Origin of the sequence: Coprococcus ammoniilyticus, from assembly GCF_025567345.1 — a bacterium.
Lineage (GTDB): Bacteria > Bacillota > Clostridia > Lachnospirales > Lachnospiraceae > Coprococcus > Coprococcus ammoniilyticus.
In genome coordinates, this window is record NZ_JAOQJS010000004.1 from 1 (window position 1) to 13725 (window position 13725).

Consider the following 13725-nt stretch of genomic DNA (forward strand, 5'->3'; position numbering starts at 1 on the left):
TCAGAAAACATTTAAAAGCGTAAACAATTCGAAAATTACAGCAACAACGATTACGAAATATATTGAATATTTGGAGGATGCTTTTTTAATTGAAGAGGCGAGCAGATATGATATTAAGGGAAAGTCCTATATCGGTACGCCAATGAAGTACTATTTTATGGATATGGGACTTAGAAATTCAAGAATTCATTACAGGCAACTGGAAGTGACACATTCTATGGAGAATGTCATTTACAATGAATTAAGAATGAGAGGCTTTCATGTGGATGTTGGTAATCTGACTGTTATTGAAAAAGGGAAGGATGCAAAACCGATAAAAAAGCAACTGGAAGTCGATTTTATCTGTAATAAGGGTTCTAAAAAATATTATATCCAATCAGCGTATATGCTGGAGACGGAAACAAAAATGGCACAAGAAATTCGCCCTTTTTTGAAAATAAATGATTCATTTAAGAAGATTGTAATTACATCTAATATACCAAAACCCTTTTATAACGATCAGGGAATTTTAATCATGAATGTATATGATTTTTTATTGAATGCAGATTCGTTGGAACTATAAGAAGTAACTGGTAAATCGGAATTGACCGAATAAGTTAATCGTGCCATATGGCTTGATTATAAATACAAAGATAAAAACGCAATGTACATTAAAAATGTACTAGAGCTGGTAGGTAGCCCAGCCGTCCTATGCAAATAGGGTAAGTAACCTGCCCCTCCGGGTTGTCCATTCTTTGTTCAATTCATTTTAGGAGGGATTCTTATGGAAAAAGCAAGTGAAAAACTGACGGTATATTTTGAAGAAACATTTTGGGTAGGCGTATTTGAACGTATTGAAGATGGTAAACTATCTGTGGCGAAGGTAACATTTGGTGCAGAACCAAAGGATTACGAAGTGCAGGAATATATTCAAAAATACTATTTTAGTTTGAAATTCAGTCCGGCTGTTGAAACTGTTGTAAAGGATATAAAAAGAAATCCAAAGCGTATGCAACGAGAAGCAAAAAAGCAGACGATGGAAACAGGCATCGGCACAAAATCGCAGCAGGCATTAAAATTACAACAGGAACAGAACAATCAGGAGCGTAAAGAGAGAAACCGCAAGAAAAAAGAGGCGGAAGAACAGCGAATGTTTGAGTTGAAACAGCAAAAGAAAAGAAAAAAGCATAAGGGGCATTAAAGTCCCTTGGGCTTTTGCACAATTCGATATTTAGCGGAGGAATCATTATGTGTGGAATGACAACTGATTTATAAATAAAAATAAATCGGAGGTTTATATGAATTATTCAATAAGAGAATTAAAACGAGATGAAAATAAGATATTAGATACTTTTTTGTACGAGGCGATTTTTATTCCTGAAGGTGTTCCTGTACCGTCCAAAGATATCATTAACAAACCAGATTTGCAGGTATATGTAAAAGACTTTGGTGAGAACAAGGGAGACTTATGTTTGGTTGCTCAAGTTGCGGATGAGATTGTTGGTGCTGTATGGGTTCGGATTATGAATGATTACGGGCATATAGATAATGAAACACCGTCTTTTGCAATTTCACTTCTTAAAGAGTATAGAAACTATGGTATCGGAACAGAATTAATGAAACAGATGCTAATGAAATTAAAACTAGAAGGATATAAACAGGCATCATTAGCTGTTCAGAAGATGAATTATGCTGTCCGTATGTATAGGAAGGTAGGATTTGAAATCGTTGATGAAAATGATGAAGAATATATTATGATTTGTAAATTATAGGAACTTTCAACTTCCAGTTTATCTTTTGTTTGGAGGTGTTTATTTTGAACAATGTAATCAAAAAAATATGCTTGGATATTTTATTATGTTCGCATGGTTAGCCATAATGATAACCGCAATGATTCTGCTTCGAAAAAATAAGGCAAATTTTCTATCTTTTATATTACCTTGGTTCATGGGATTAGTTGCATGTTTGGTAGCAGTGTTTGTAATACTTTGATTTTAACGACTGTGAAATCGGAATTTGTCGACTTGTTAATTTCCAATTTTTAGTGATAGGGAGATACACAATGAATGGTTTGATTATAAAGGTACTCAGCATAAGTATTGCGGTAGTAACCGTAGTATACTTGATTATTTATAAAGGAAATACCATGATTACAAAGATATTTAGCGTGTGTATTATAGCAGCAATGGTAATATACTGGATTGTTTATGAAAGAAATACAAGAAAGCGAAAAAAACAGGAATTACAGCGTGATGACTATTTATTTGCGAAAGAAAACGATTTGCCGTTACAGATAAATTGGAATGAGATAAATGACTTTTTGTCAGATTCCGGATATGGTGTAAATATGCCAATGGAGAATTGGTTTATGATGGATTGGGCGAGACAGCCCTGTGTGGAGAATGGTATAAAAGAAGGAAAGTTTTCTATGAAAGGGTTTCGAGTGTTACAAGCTTTAAGTAACGATATGAAACACATTTTTTATGATGTGAGGTTTAATTATGACCGTGGACCGGATATAGAAGATAAAAATAGGAAGTACGAAGCCGTAAAAAAGGTGTTGGATACAAAATACGCCGGTTTGTCAGAAGAAGTACGGAAGAATATATATGACCAATTTGTTAAGATATATGAAAGAAAAATCTAATTACAATACAAAGGAGGAAGCCGTTAAGTTTTTAATGAATGAAACTAATCTTACATATGAAGAATGTTCTAAAGCCAACGATTTCCATATTAGACTAAATAAGAAAAATTAATATATAATTCAAGTTTATAAAATTAAAAAAATGGAATTTAAGGAGGAGTATGTAAATGAAATTAGCAGATTTAGCAACAGGCTCTGATTGGATAGTGTGGATTGTCTTTGCGATATTTGCTGTACTTTCTATTATTTTACTTTCTGGACATGGAAGCTGGTTCATTTCTGGATATAATACAGCTTCAAATGAAGAAAAGGAAAAATATGATGAAAAGAAGTTATGCAGAACAATGGGAATTGGAATGTCTATTATAGCAATTCTTGCATTAACTATGGGCTTGTTTGAAAATATTTTGCCTGCATTTTTTGTATATATTGCATTGGGGATTATTTTGGTTGATGCCGTGGTAATTATCATTTTAGGAAACACACTATGCAGAAAGTAATAACTTCAAGTTTGGAGAATTGAGAAAATCGGAATTTTCGCGAGAGATGATTTGCTATAACGGAGGTTACTTATGAGTCTATTTGATGTATTGAGTAAGGGTTTTTGTTCAAAAAAAAGGCAATCAAATGAAATATTATCACAAGAAGAGTATAAAGATAAGTTTTTACATGGTGAGGACTATATCAAAAGAGAACTTTATGACGAATACATATCTCGAAGGTTGTCAGAAGAATTCGGGTTGAAATATAATGAAAAGATAAAAAAATGGCACTCTGAATGGAGTGATAATCGGCGTTTGGTGGTTGAATTATGTTATCCAAGAGGAAATCACATATACTTACGCTGGGGATATAATTATGATTTTATCCCTGATATCAATAGTAAAAATAAGTTGACATGGCATCGGACAGAAAGTTCTGTAAAAATACACATTGCTGATGCTTGGTATAATCACATAGAGGATGAAAGAGAACAAGACTGTGGATATACAAAGGAAGAATTTTATAATCCAAGGAAATGCACAAGTTTTCAATATCAAATACCTACCTACACGTCCGATATGGAATTTGCATTGGAATATATAAAAAGTGTGATAGATAAAAATATCCCACTGATAAGAGAGTGGGTAAATAATGTACAAACGGTTGATGATGCCATTGGTGTTCTTAATCAGAGAATAGTAACTTTACACCATATATATGTTCCGTATATGTGTCATATCAGAGCGTTTTTGTATGCAAAAAATAGAGATATAGAAAAAGCAATTTATTCTATTGAGCAAGGTTACGCAGAAGATGATAGACAACAAGTTTTAAAAGATAAATTAAATCAGTTGTCTAACGAGTAAGAGATTAATTTTAGTCTACTGAAAATGTTGAAAGCACCTGTTTATTTGAAGTTGTGGAGGTATAGTATGGAATTCATAAGTAAAGAGAAGATAGTTGAATTATCAAATCCAGGAGTTGTTTCAAGACAACTATTAAATCCTGAAAATTCATCAAGTGAAAGAGTGACAATTACAGAGGTTCATCTTGAAATAGGTGCTTGCCAACCAAGACATACACATGATGTGTCAGAACAAATTTGGTATGCAACAAAAGGAACGGGTAAACTATTACTTGCAGATGAACAAGAAAAAGTGTTTACTGCTGGGGATGTTGTAAGATTTGCAGATAAAGATGTTCATGGTTTATTGAATGATGGTAATGAAGAATTTGTGTATGTATCAGTGACTGCACCACCAATAAACTTTGGATATGCATATAAGGATGAAAAATAGACAAATTTCAGTTTATGAGGATAAAAGATGGAACTTAGAGAATACAAGTCAACTGACTGTGAGCAGATAGCGCAATTGTTCTACAATACGGTATATAGCGTAAATGTAAAGAATTATACAGAAGAACAGTTAAATGCATGGGCAACCGGTAGCGTAGATTTACAAGAATGGAACCACTCTTTTTTAAATCATAAAACAGTGGTTGCAGTGGAGGATGATGAGGTTGTTGGATTTGGAGATATTGATCGATCTGGCTATCTGGCTAGGCTGTATGTCCATATAAATTATCAGGGGATGGGAATTACACTTAAAAACTATGTGATGGAGAAGAAAACTTCTAGCGGCTTTTCTGATAAAAGTTCAGGAGGTAATGAATAAAGGGATTTAATATGATAAAAATTGTGTGGTCAATAAACGATATAAATAAATATCAAACAGGAAATTTGCTGGATGGTGCAGTAAAGATAGAAACACCGCAGAGTGTTGGTGAACTGATGAAAAAAGCAGTGCCAATTGCTGTAATTTTATGTGTTATCCTTTTTATTGCTATGCTTTGTAAAACGATAATATGCAAGACCGTTGTAATCTCGCCAATATTTATTCTGGTCGGATTTGCTTTCGGTTTTTTACTGTTGATAATTCATGAGTGGTTACATGGAATTGTTTATCCTAAGGAAGCAGATGTAACAATAGGCAGAATAAAAGGAAAGGCAACATTTGTTGCATTAGCATCATATCCATTGAGGCGAGATCGGTTTATATTGATGTGCCTGTTGCCATTTGTTCTTGGGTTAGTTCCATTTATATTATTTGTAATTAGTCCTGCTGAATTTAGAGTATTAAATGGATTGAATTTTGGCATGGCATGTATGGGGATGATTTCGCCATTCCCAGATGTGTTTAATGTCCTTGTCGTTCTAAGAAATTCTGAAAAAAGCGATTTAATAATGTTCTACAAGAATGATATGTATAAGATTTCTTAAATTTTTGTTTGGAAAAATGCTTAATTATTCAAGTGAAAACATATAGCAATTAATACGGGAAAGAAAAATCGAAATTTGGAGAGGTATTGTTTATGAAGATTGAATATAGAAAAGCAGATATTACGGATTCAGAATTGCTAATAGATATTTATAATTTTGCATTTTATAGTGATTATATTAAATATGGTGAATGTCCGGCGTATGGAAAGACTAAAGAGATGATGGAAAAATCTATAATAGAATATCCAAAATTTATAATTTTATATAATGGTGAACCGGTCGGTTGTGTTTCTTGTAAAAAAGTGGAAATGGGAATATATGAAGTTGGGTGTTTGTGTGTTGTCCCAGAGTTTCAAGGAAAAGGAATTGGAACGCAGGCAATTAGATTTGTAACATCACACTATAGGGATTGGGATAAAATTACCTTAGTTACACCCATAGATAAAAAGGAAAATGTAAAGTTTTATACAGAAAAATGTGGATTTAATATAGTGTCTATGGAAATGGATGGAAATGTTAAAGTAGCACGATTTGTTTTAGAAAAATGAATATGACAGCTATATATTGATTGATGTTTCAAGAGCATCAAAAGAAACCAAAGAACTTATTGCAGAACTAAAAGATTCAAACTATTTTTAAATGATACAGGTTTGTTTGTAACTTTGATGTTTAAGGATAAGGATTTCACAGAAAATGAAATCTATCAGAAGCTGTTAAATTAAGTGTTAATCTGGGATATTTATATGAAAATATTGTAGCTCAGTGTTTGGCAGCTAATGGAAATGAATTATTTTATTATACGATTATGAATCAGAAATCCGAACATAATTATGAAATAGATTTTATTTTGGTGGTTAATTGGTTTCTGAACAACTCCATTATATCACAAATCGTGAGGAGACTTTTGATTTTAGTAACAAAAAAATGCCGTATTTATGCGGCTTGTGGCGTTTCGCAAATGCCTATTACATTGATACAAAAAAGGAGAGCTCTTGATATGATAAAAATGGATTATCTCAGACTTCTGGTGGATGAGGCACAGGGAAAGTATATTGACTGGAGAAACTTTTTATGAAGTACTCCGTCAACGGATTATGTATTTCAAAAGGATGCCTATGGAAACCAGATTAACATGTGTGTCGCAAGGAATGTCCTTAAAGAATCAGCCGTGAAAACAATATGACAGCCAAAGGCATGGTTATGATACAGAACAAGGTAGTAAATACATTTAAAAGACCGGAGTATGTAGCATCTTTGTTATATACCTGAGCCATCTGGGTGATTGTTGAAGCGGATGGTGTGATGGAGGCAAGGAATACTATGAGGAGTAAAGTTCTTCCTTCTGGAATAAGGGCATATACATGACTTACATACATTATAAGCAGTAAAACAGCAGGCCAGATGACGAGCCTGATGGCAGAGAAAATGTATAGTTTTGCGTTTTTCAGGCTGTCGCGGATCGGCGAATCAGCCATCAGCATGCCAGTTACTATCATGCTGAGAGGTGCAAGCATATTTCCTATGTCTTTTACCGGTGTGAGTATGACAGATGGCAGTTTTATCTGGCAGAAAAAGAGTAGGAGTCCGGCTATTATGGCTATTACATTTATATTGGTTATTATCTTTTTCCATTCCATATGTGGCTTTTCGGCGAGCATGGTGCTGCAGTGTGTCCAGAGAAATATCAGCTGTACAGACATAAATGCACATGAATACAGTACATAGTCGGTACCCAGCATAGCATTTACAAGTGGGATTATCATATTTCCCGAGTTGGAATACATGATAGTGGCACATTCAACTGTATTCCAGTGCCAGAGTTTCCTTCCGATATTTATAAAAATCAATAGAAGAATATGTATAATGGTTGCAAGAACAGCGGAAAATAATAGTCCCTGCAGTTTTTCTTTTGTAAAGCCAATTTCAAATGAATTTATTATGGCGCAGGGCATCACCAGATATACTACAATGATAGACAGGATCCTGCTGTCAGAAGCATTTAATATATGTTTGTTGACAAGAATAAAACCAAGCAGGATCATAATAAAAAAGTTAACAAGTTTTCCGAGCAAAATTATACTTATCTGCATATTGATTACCTCTTTTCGCTCCTGTATTATAATCCCATTTTACAAAAAAAGGAATATCCCACAATGGGTGGCTTGTCAAAAATAAAAGAATGCGATAGAATATGTGCAATTTACAGGAATTTGTTTAGTTGGATTTAGAACAAGGAGAGATGACAAGTTATGCATTCACAGAAAATCCATAACAAAAAACTCATATTGCCGGTTCTCATTTTCCTGGCAGGTTGTCTGGCCTTGGCAGCAGTTTTATATCATTCATACAGAACGAATTTAAAACAGGTTCGGGCTGTCACAGAACTTAATGCCATAACCTATGCAGAACGGTTGCAGAATGATATGAACCGTGGAGTTGCGATTACAGATACACTTGAGGAAATAGTACTCAGTGAAAATGGAAAAATTGATAATTTTCAAAAAGTTGCAGGGAATCTGATGACAGATTTTGTTCAGAGCATACAGGTTGCACCTGACGGTGTTGTTACAGATATATATCCGGAGGCGGGAAATGAAGCAGGAAAGATAGATTTGATCCATGACGAAAGCCGTGGAGAGATATGCCGTTACGGGAGAGATAAAAATATAGTTACTATGCAGGGACCGTTTGACTTAAAACAAGGAGGCCGGGGCATTGCAATCAGAAATCCCGTATATCTGGAGTGCCCGGATGGAACCTCTGCGTTCTGGGGATTCACTATTGTAATTATCCGTATTCCGGAGGTATTTGAGAAATCGGTTCAGGCACTTACCCAATTTGGTTATGATTACTGTCTGACAAAGACAGTTTCTCCTTTGTCGGATGATACAGAGGTGGTATCGTCATCAGGTAATATTTTGAAGGAGCCGATTACATTTGAGTTTGAATTTTGTGGCAGCACATTTGGCTTAGAGGTAATGCCAACTGATGGTTGGAACCACGGATGGAATATACTCCCGCAGCTCGTTTTTGGAATTAGTATTATTTTGCTTTTAACGGGATTAACGGTGATCGTTCTTGTGGTTGAGAGACATCGTGAAATATTAAAAAAAATGGCGATAACAGATCCGTTAACCGGTCTTTTGAACCGCAAAGGTTTTGATGAGCAGCTTAAAAAGATGATACAGGACGATCATTGTATTCATTGTGTGGGCGCACAGATGGATATTGATGATTTTAAATTTATAAATGACATGTATGGACACGTTGTTGGTGATGCCGCACTGAAAAGTCTTGCACAGGACATGAAAGATAGTTTTGGTGTAAATGCCATTCTATGCAGAAATGGCGGCGATGAGTTTTCTGTTATCTTGATTGGAACAACAGAGGAAGAGGCAAAGAGTAAAATAGAGAGTTTTACCCTTAAGCCAAGGCATATAACATATAATGGTGAAGAGCATCCTTTTTATATTTCTCTTGGATACGCAGAATATCCGAAGGACTGTGACGATGTTTCGGAGCTTATCAGATGCGCAGATATGGCACTTTATGCGGTAAAACTACATGGGAAGCATAGTTGCAGTCCTTATCGCAGTGATTATAAGATACAGAATAGAAGTCAGCTTGGGTTTGCACTTCAGGATGTGTCAAAAAATCTTCCGGGAGCTTTCCTGATATATATAGCTGATCCGGAGGATGATCGTATTTTATTTGCAAATCGTGAATTGATAGAATTTGCAGGTTGCAAGGATTTTGATGATTTTCTGGATTATACCGGGCAGCGGTTCAAGAATCTTATTCACCCGGATGAACGGGATTCTGTGGAGACCAGTATCTGGAAACAGATTGATGCAAAGACCAGTGGAAATAATGATTATGTAAGATTCCATTTTGCAAAAAAAGATGGATCCTACCGCCCTGTTCTTGATCATGGAAGAATTGTAGAAAACCGTTACTATGGAAATGTGTTCTATGTTCTTATCATGGACTGTGCTTTGGTTGAATCTTTTTATGATGGCTTTTCCAGATAGAGTAAGTCATCAGCAGAAACAGTTATTGGAGAACGATTTTCTCATGAAGATACAGGTATATCCTATGTGATATATGAGATATAGAAAACAATACAATATAAAAATAATCATCAGGCAGTCTTATAACGAGACTGCCTGCTTTTTTCGTGAATTTTACAAAAGAAATATACAACCATTGCAATCTTTACGGAAGTGTGATAGCAGGCACATGCAGGCATATCTATAATAAATACAGAAATGAAGTGAGACCACCTCAAGGAGCAGGCAGGTTCGCCTCATATGTATAAGGAGCAGGCAGCCGGAAATGAAAGAGACAGAGAGAAAAGACAAAACGACAAGGAAAACGGATAAAAAAGCAGATGGGCATCTTGTTTTATTTGTGAGAAGAAACGCAGTATATATCGCGGTTTTCCTGATTGGAGCAGCCTTTCTTCTGGCGGCAGGTTCATTTGACTGGAATCGGATCAACAGCTATACAATGTACAACAACGACAGCAGGACATTCGTAAGAGGGCGGGTAGTATCTGTCGATAATGAGCGGCTGGAGACAGATCCATATGATCATTCCAGATATCTTGGAGAACAGGAACTTACAGTTCTGATTTTGGAAGGAGATCAGAAAGGCGACAAAGTATCGATTGATAATTATTTGTCGCAGACACATAACATCTATGTAAACGCTAATCAGAAAATAATCGTATGTGCAGATATGCCGGAGGGAGTAGCTCCCTACTACACAGTATTCAATTATGACAGGTGCCTGCCACTTGGCATCCTTGTGGTGGTATTTGCCGCGGTAATGTTGTTTGTGGGAAAAGGAAAAGGCTTACGGGCATTAGCCGGTGTCGTTTTTACACTTCTTCTGGTAGTACTGTTTATGGTTCAGGCGATCTACCACGGATTTCCTCCTGTAATTGTCTCAATCCTGACCATATTAACAGGAACAGCAGTCAGCCTGTTGTTGTTAAATGGCTGCAGCAGACGGACGGCTGTATCCGCACTTGCTACTGTACTTGGAGTTGCAGTAACAGGAATTATTTTTTACATAAGTTCAAAAACCTTACATCTTACAGGATTTAACAGTGACAATGCGGAAGAACTACTGGTCATTCAGGGAGCGACAGGACTTTCGGTTCGATCACTTCTGATCGCAGGCGTTCTGGTATCTTCCCTTGGAGCCGTTATGGATGTGGCAGTTTCCCTTACGGCAGCGCTTATGGAACTGGTCGTTGTAGATCCTTCGGTAACCGCTCGACAGGTTATGAAGTCGGGATTTAATATCGGAAAAGATATGATCGGAACCATGAGCAATACGCTGATTCTTGCATTTGCGGGAACGGCACTCAATACGATGCTGGTATTAACCGCCTATGGAGTGAGCCGGACACAGTTCATATCATCGGACTACCTGGCGATCGAGCTTGCACAGGGATTGTGTGCAACGATCGGAGTGATCCTTACCGTACCGATAACGACAGGAATCTGCGCAGCAATGCGCATTTCACATAGATAAAATGAAAAAATGAAAAGAGGAAAATGAATGAAAAAACACAGACGTAAGACAGCAGGAAGACTTTCTGCACTTTTGTCATTATTGTTGGTAGCAACGATGGCACAGCCCCTTTTTCAGACAAGGGCAGCAGAGAATGATGTAACAATGGATGGAAATGTAACATGGAGTTATCTGGATGATGGAAGCGACCCGGCAGGCGACAGTACAACAGCAGGCTATGACCGGACAAGCTGGACCAAGGATGACTATGACATATCTGCATGGAAGACAGCGACAGGTCCTTTTGGAGCAAAGAAAGGAAAAATCAATGATCTGGGTGGCGGATGTACACCAAAGACATTATTAACACAGTACAAGGCAGATGGAACAACCGATATTGAAGCGTTTTTCTTCCGTACGGATGTAACGATACCGGATGCTTCTAAGGTAACGAAGATATCAGGAAGTGTGATCTATGATGATGCAGCAACCGTATATGTAAATGGTGTGAAGATTGCAGGCTTTGATGATGACAGCATAACAGGCAATCTTCAGTATGGCGGTTCCAATGCCGGCGATCCAAAGACCGGAACGATCAGTACCAGTGATCCGGCAGCACTTGCGGCAGTGAAGGATGGAAAAAATGTTATAGCAGTAGAGCTTCATCAGGGACGCTCATCCAGCTCGGATATTTATTTTGATATGCCGACTCTTACATTTGAGACGACAGTATCCGTACCGGTATATACACAGAAGAATATCTCATGGACGGTTGGTAAGGATGCGTCTGAGATCAATGTAACCTGGTATGCAGATGTTGATGGAACAGGCACACTTCTGGTTGCTAAGAATTCAGAAGTCAGTGGAAACGAGATGCCGGCAGATGCAAAGAGCTTCACGGCAAATGGAACTGCATCCAACAAATCCGGTTACTACAACTATCAGACGACAGCAACCGGACTGTCAGCTGATACGACATATGCTTATCAGTTGGTAAATGGAGAGACAAAGTCAGAGATCCGTGCCTTTACAACCGGTGGAACAGGCTCTTTCTCATTTGCAGCAGCAGGTGATCCACAGATCGGTGCAAGTGGCAGTTCTGTAAACGATACAGACGGATGGGAGAAGACGCTGAAGCTGATTTCCGGCAACAGTGCATTTGATGGTGTGGACTTCCTGTTATCAGCCGGTGATCAGGTAAATACAGCATCAAATGAAGATCAGTACGACGGATATCTGGAGCATGATACTTTACTTGATCTTCCAACCGCAACAGTGGTAGGTAACCATGATTCCGGTTCTGCGGCGTACGATCAGCATTTTAACAATCCGAATGAAAGCAGCTATGGAACGACTGCAGCAGGCGGAGACTATTATTTCGTATACAATCATGTACTGTTCCTTGCACTGAACAGTAACAATACATCGACAGCCGAGCATAAGGCATTTATGGAACAGGCAATACAGGCAACTGCAGGTCAGGATATTACATGGAAGGTGGTTGTATTCCATCACTCCATTTATTCCGTAGCAAGCCATTCTTTGGAGAGCGGCATATTGACAAGACGAGAGGAACTGGTTCCGGTATTCAAGGATCTTGATATCGATGTGGTTCTTATGGGACATGACCATGTATATTGCAGAACCTACATGATGGATGGACTTGATCCGATGACAGATGCATCGATCTATGATGATGCCGATTATTCATCGATCACAAATCCAACAGGAATCTTATATGTGACATTAAACTCTGCATCTGGTTCCAAGTTCTACACGATCAAGAATGCAAGCTTCCCATATTCCAGAGTGATGAATCAGGAAAATGTTCCAAACATTTCAAGAGTAGATGTGTCAGACAGCCAGTTTAAGGTAACAACATACAGAACCAGTGATATGAGCGTGGTTGATTCATTTGCAATCAATAAGAAGCATGTACATAATATGAAGGCAGTATCTGCCGGAGAAGCCACCTGTCTGGATGAAGGAAATATCGCATACTGGTACTGCGATGAATGCGGCAAATATTTCCGTGATGCAGACGGTGAACAGGAAATCACACTTCTTGATACAGTAGTTGCGGCAAAGGGTCATCAGTATGGCGCATGGCAGGTTGTAACAGCAGCCACAACATCTGCTACAGGAATAAAGAAGCATGAATGTACTGTTTGTGGTAAAGTGGAGACAGCTGCTATACCGGTTATACAGGAGACGACAACAGAGAATGTGACGACTGAGGAAGAAACGACAGAAGAAACGACAGAAAAAGTTACGACCGAGGACGCTACAACCGAGACAACTCAGAAAGCAACAACCGAGGATGTATCGACAGAAGATGGTCGGACGACCGGAGATGTAACAGCAGAGCCGACTACAGAGTTAACCGAAGAGGATACAACCATAGACAAGACAACAGAGGCAATGACCGGAGAAATGGAAGATACAGAATCAACAACGGCTTCTGGAGCTGGCAAGGATACAGGTACAACCGAGGATAAGACCGGTAAAGATTCTAAGCTCGTAAAGACAGGTGATACAACACCGATCATTTATGTAGCTGTTATCGGAATCTGTGCATGCTTTGTTGGAGCAGGCTGTGTGTTCGCAAAGAGCAGAAAGAATAAATAGTAAAGTGTCAGTTATACAGAAAAATATAAGAATCCCATTTGGTGTATGCCGGGCGGGATTCTTGTGGTATAATAAGCATAAGATTTGGAAAAAGACTGTTGTTTGAATAATTCAAACAACAGTCTTTTCGATTTTAAAATAGTCGAAAAAACGATATAAATATCGTTTTTATTATATTATAAAA

General features: G+C 37.6%; 14 protein-coding genes and 1 pseudogene. 14 read left to right on the forward strand and 1 reads right to left on the reverse strand.

Annotation, left to right across the window (positions count from 1 at the left end; genetic code table 11):
- The 11 genes and pseudogenes from OCV60_RS06490 to OCV60_RS13035 form a co-directional block, all read left to right on the forward strand.
- The coding region (locus OCV60_RS06490; RefSeq protein ID WP_262529840.1) for a DUF4143 domain-containing protein at positions 1-562 on the forward strand (562 nt) is incomplete at its 5' end.
- 201 nt (positions 563-763) lie between these two features.
- Complete coding sequence (locus OCV60_RS06495) at positions 764-1180, forward strand: YjdF family protein (RefSeq protein ID WP_117785878.1); 417 nt, start codon at positions 764-766, stop codon at positions 1178-1180.
- Positions 1181-1277: 97 nt separating this feature from the next.
- On the forward strand, positions 1278-1751 hold the full coding sequence (locus tag OCV60_RS06500) for a GNAT family N-acetyltransferase (RefSeq protein WP_004611537.1): 474 nt from the start codon (positions 1278-1280) through the stop codon (positions 1749-1751).
- A 290-nt stretch (positions 1752-2041) separates the two neighbouring features.
- Positions 2042-2626 carry a hypothetical protein gene (locus OCV60_RS06505; protein ID WP_004851524.1) on the forward strand — a complete coding sequence of 195 codons (585 nt, stop codon included), beginning with the start codon at positions 2042-2044 and terminating at the stop codon, positions 2624-2626.
- Between the two features lie 167 nt (positions 2627-2793).
- Positions 2794-3126 carry a DUF3784 domain-containing protein gene (locus OCV60_RS06510; protein ID WP_117785879.1) on the forward strand — a complete coding sequence of 111 codons (333 nt, stop codon included), beginning with the start codon at positions 2794-2796 and terminating at the stop codon, positions 3124-3126.
- Between the two features lie 72 nt (positions 3127-3198).
- A complete protein-coding gene (locus tag OCV60_RS06515) occupies positions 3199-3975 on the forward strand; it encodes a hypothetical protein (RefSeq protein WP_021944053.1) in 777 nt (258 codons plus the stop codon).
- Between the two features lie 66 nt (positions 3976-4041).
- Positions 4042-4407 (forward strand): cupin domain-containing protein, encoded by a 366-nt coding sequence (locus OCV60_RS06520; RefSeq protein ID WP_021944054.1) that lies wholly within the window; start codon positions 4042-4044, stop codon positions 4405-4407.
- Between the two features lie 27 nt (positions 4408-4434).
- The gene (locus OCV60_RS06525; protein ID WP_021944055.1) at positions 4435-4785 is read left to right on the forward strand and encodes a GNAT family N-acetyltransferase; all 351 of its coding nucleotides are present in this window, start codon (positions 4435-4437) and stop codon (positions 4783-4785) included.
- 11 nt (positions 4786-4796) lie between these two features.
- The gene (locus OCV60_RS06530) at positions 4797-5390 is read left to right on the forward strand and encodes a DUF3267 domain-containing protein (RefSeq protein WP_008401980.1); all 594 of its coding nucleotides are present in this window, start codon (positions 4797-4799) and stop codon (positions 5388-5390) included.
- A gap of 92 nt (positions 5391-5482) precedes the next feature.
- On the forward strand, positions 5483-5938 hold the full coding sequence (locus OCV60_RS06535) for a GNAT family N-acetyltransferase (protein ID WP_021944056.1): 456 nt from the start codon (positions 5483-5485) through the stop codon (positions 5936-5938).
- 72 nt (positions 5939-6010) lie between these two features.
- Positions 6011-6240: pseudogene (locus tag OCV60_RS13035) on the forward strand (DUF4143 domain-containing protein); the annotation flags it as partial.
- A gap of 304 nt (positions 6241-6544) precedes the next feature.
- On the opposite strand, the gene OCV60_RS06545 reads toward OCV60_RS13035, so the two are convergent.
- Entirely contained in the window at positions 6545-7480 is a 936-nt protein-coding gene (locus tag OCV60_RS06545) for an AEC family transporter (protein WP_262529846.1), read from the reverse strand.
- Positions 7481-7711: 231 nt separating this feature from the next.
- On the opposite strand from OCV60_RS06545, the gene OCV60_RS06550 reads away from it, so the two are divergent.
- The 3 genes from OCV60_RS06550 to OCV60_RS06560 all read left to right on the forward strand — a co-directional run bounded on the left by OCV60_RS06550 (position 7712) and on the right by OCV60_RS06560 (position 13541).
- A complete protein-coding gene (locus OCV60_RS06550) occupies positions 7712-9421 on the forward strand; it encodes a diguanylate cyclase domain-containing protein (protein ID WP_243000549.1) in 1710 nt (569 codons plus the stop codon).
- 304 nt (positions 9422-9725) lie between these two features.
- Positions 9726-10934, forward strand: a complete 1209-nt coding sequence (locus OCV60_RS06555; protein WP_021944059.1) for a YibE/F family protein — start codon at positions 9726-9728, stop codon at positions 10932-10934.
- A gap of 27 nt (positions 10935-10961) precedes the next feature.
- Positions 10962-13541, forward strand: a complete 2580-nt coding sequence (locus OCV60_RS06560; RefSeq protein WP_021944060.1) for a purple acid phosphatase family protein — start codon at positions 10962-10964, stop codon at positions 13539-13541.
- The last annotated feature ends 184 nt before the right edge of the window (positions 13542-13725 follow it).

What these genes read in the sequence shown, in the direction of transcription:
- OCV60_RS06495 (WP_117785878.1), top strand. Translation starts at nt 764, where the DNA reads ATGGAAAAAGCAAGTGAAAAACTGACGGTATATTTTGAAGAAACATTT.
- OCV60_RS06500 (WP_004611537.1), top strand. Translation starts at nt 1,278, where the DNA reads ATGAATTATTCAATAAGAGAATTAAAACGAGATGAAAATAAGATATTA.
- OCV60_RS06505 (WP_004851524.1), top strand. Translation starts at nt 2,042, where the DNA reads ATGAATGGTTTGATTATAAAGGTACTCAGCATAAGTATTGCGGTAGTA.
- OCV60_RS06510 (WP_117785879.1), top strand. Translation starts at nt 2,794, where the DNA reads ATGAAATTAGCAGATTTAGCAACAGGCTCTGATTGGATAGTGTGGATT.
- OCV60_RS06515 (WP_021944053.1), top strand. Translation starts at nt 3,199, where the DNA reads ATGAGTCTATTTGATGTATTGAGTAAGGGTTTTTGTTCAAAAAAAAGG.
- OCV60_RS06520 (WP_021944054.1), top strand. Translation starts at nt 4,042, where the DNA reads ATGGAATTCATAAGTAAAGAGAAGATAGTTGAATTATCAAATCCAGGA.
- OCV60_RS06525 (WP_021944055.1), top strand. Translation starts at nt 4,435, where the DNA reads ATGGAACTTAGAGAATACAAGTCAACTGACTGTGAGCAGATAGCGCAA.
- OCV60_RS06530 (WP_008401980.1), top strand. Translation starts at nt 4,797, where the DNA reads ATGATAAAAATTGTGTGGTCAATAAACGATATAAATAAATATCAAACA.
- OCV60_RS06535 (WP_021944056.1), top strand. Translation starts at nt 5,483, where the DNA reads ATGAAGATTGAATATAGAAAAGCAGATATTACGGATTCAGAATTGCTA.
- OCV60_RS06545 (WP_262529846.1), bottom strand. Translation starts at nt 7,480, where the DNA reads ATGCAGATAAGTATAATTTTGCTCGGAAAACTTGTTAACTTTTTTATT.
- OCV60_RS06555 (WP_021944059.1), top strand. Translation starts at nt 9,726, where the DNA reads ATGAAAGAGACAGAGAGAAAAGACAAAACGACAAGGAAAACGGATAAA.
- OCV60_RS06560 (WP_021944060.1), top strand. Translation starts at nt 10,962, where the DNA reads ATGAAAAAACACAGACGTAAGACAGCAGGAAGACTTTCTGCACTTTTG.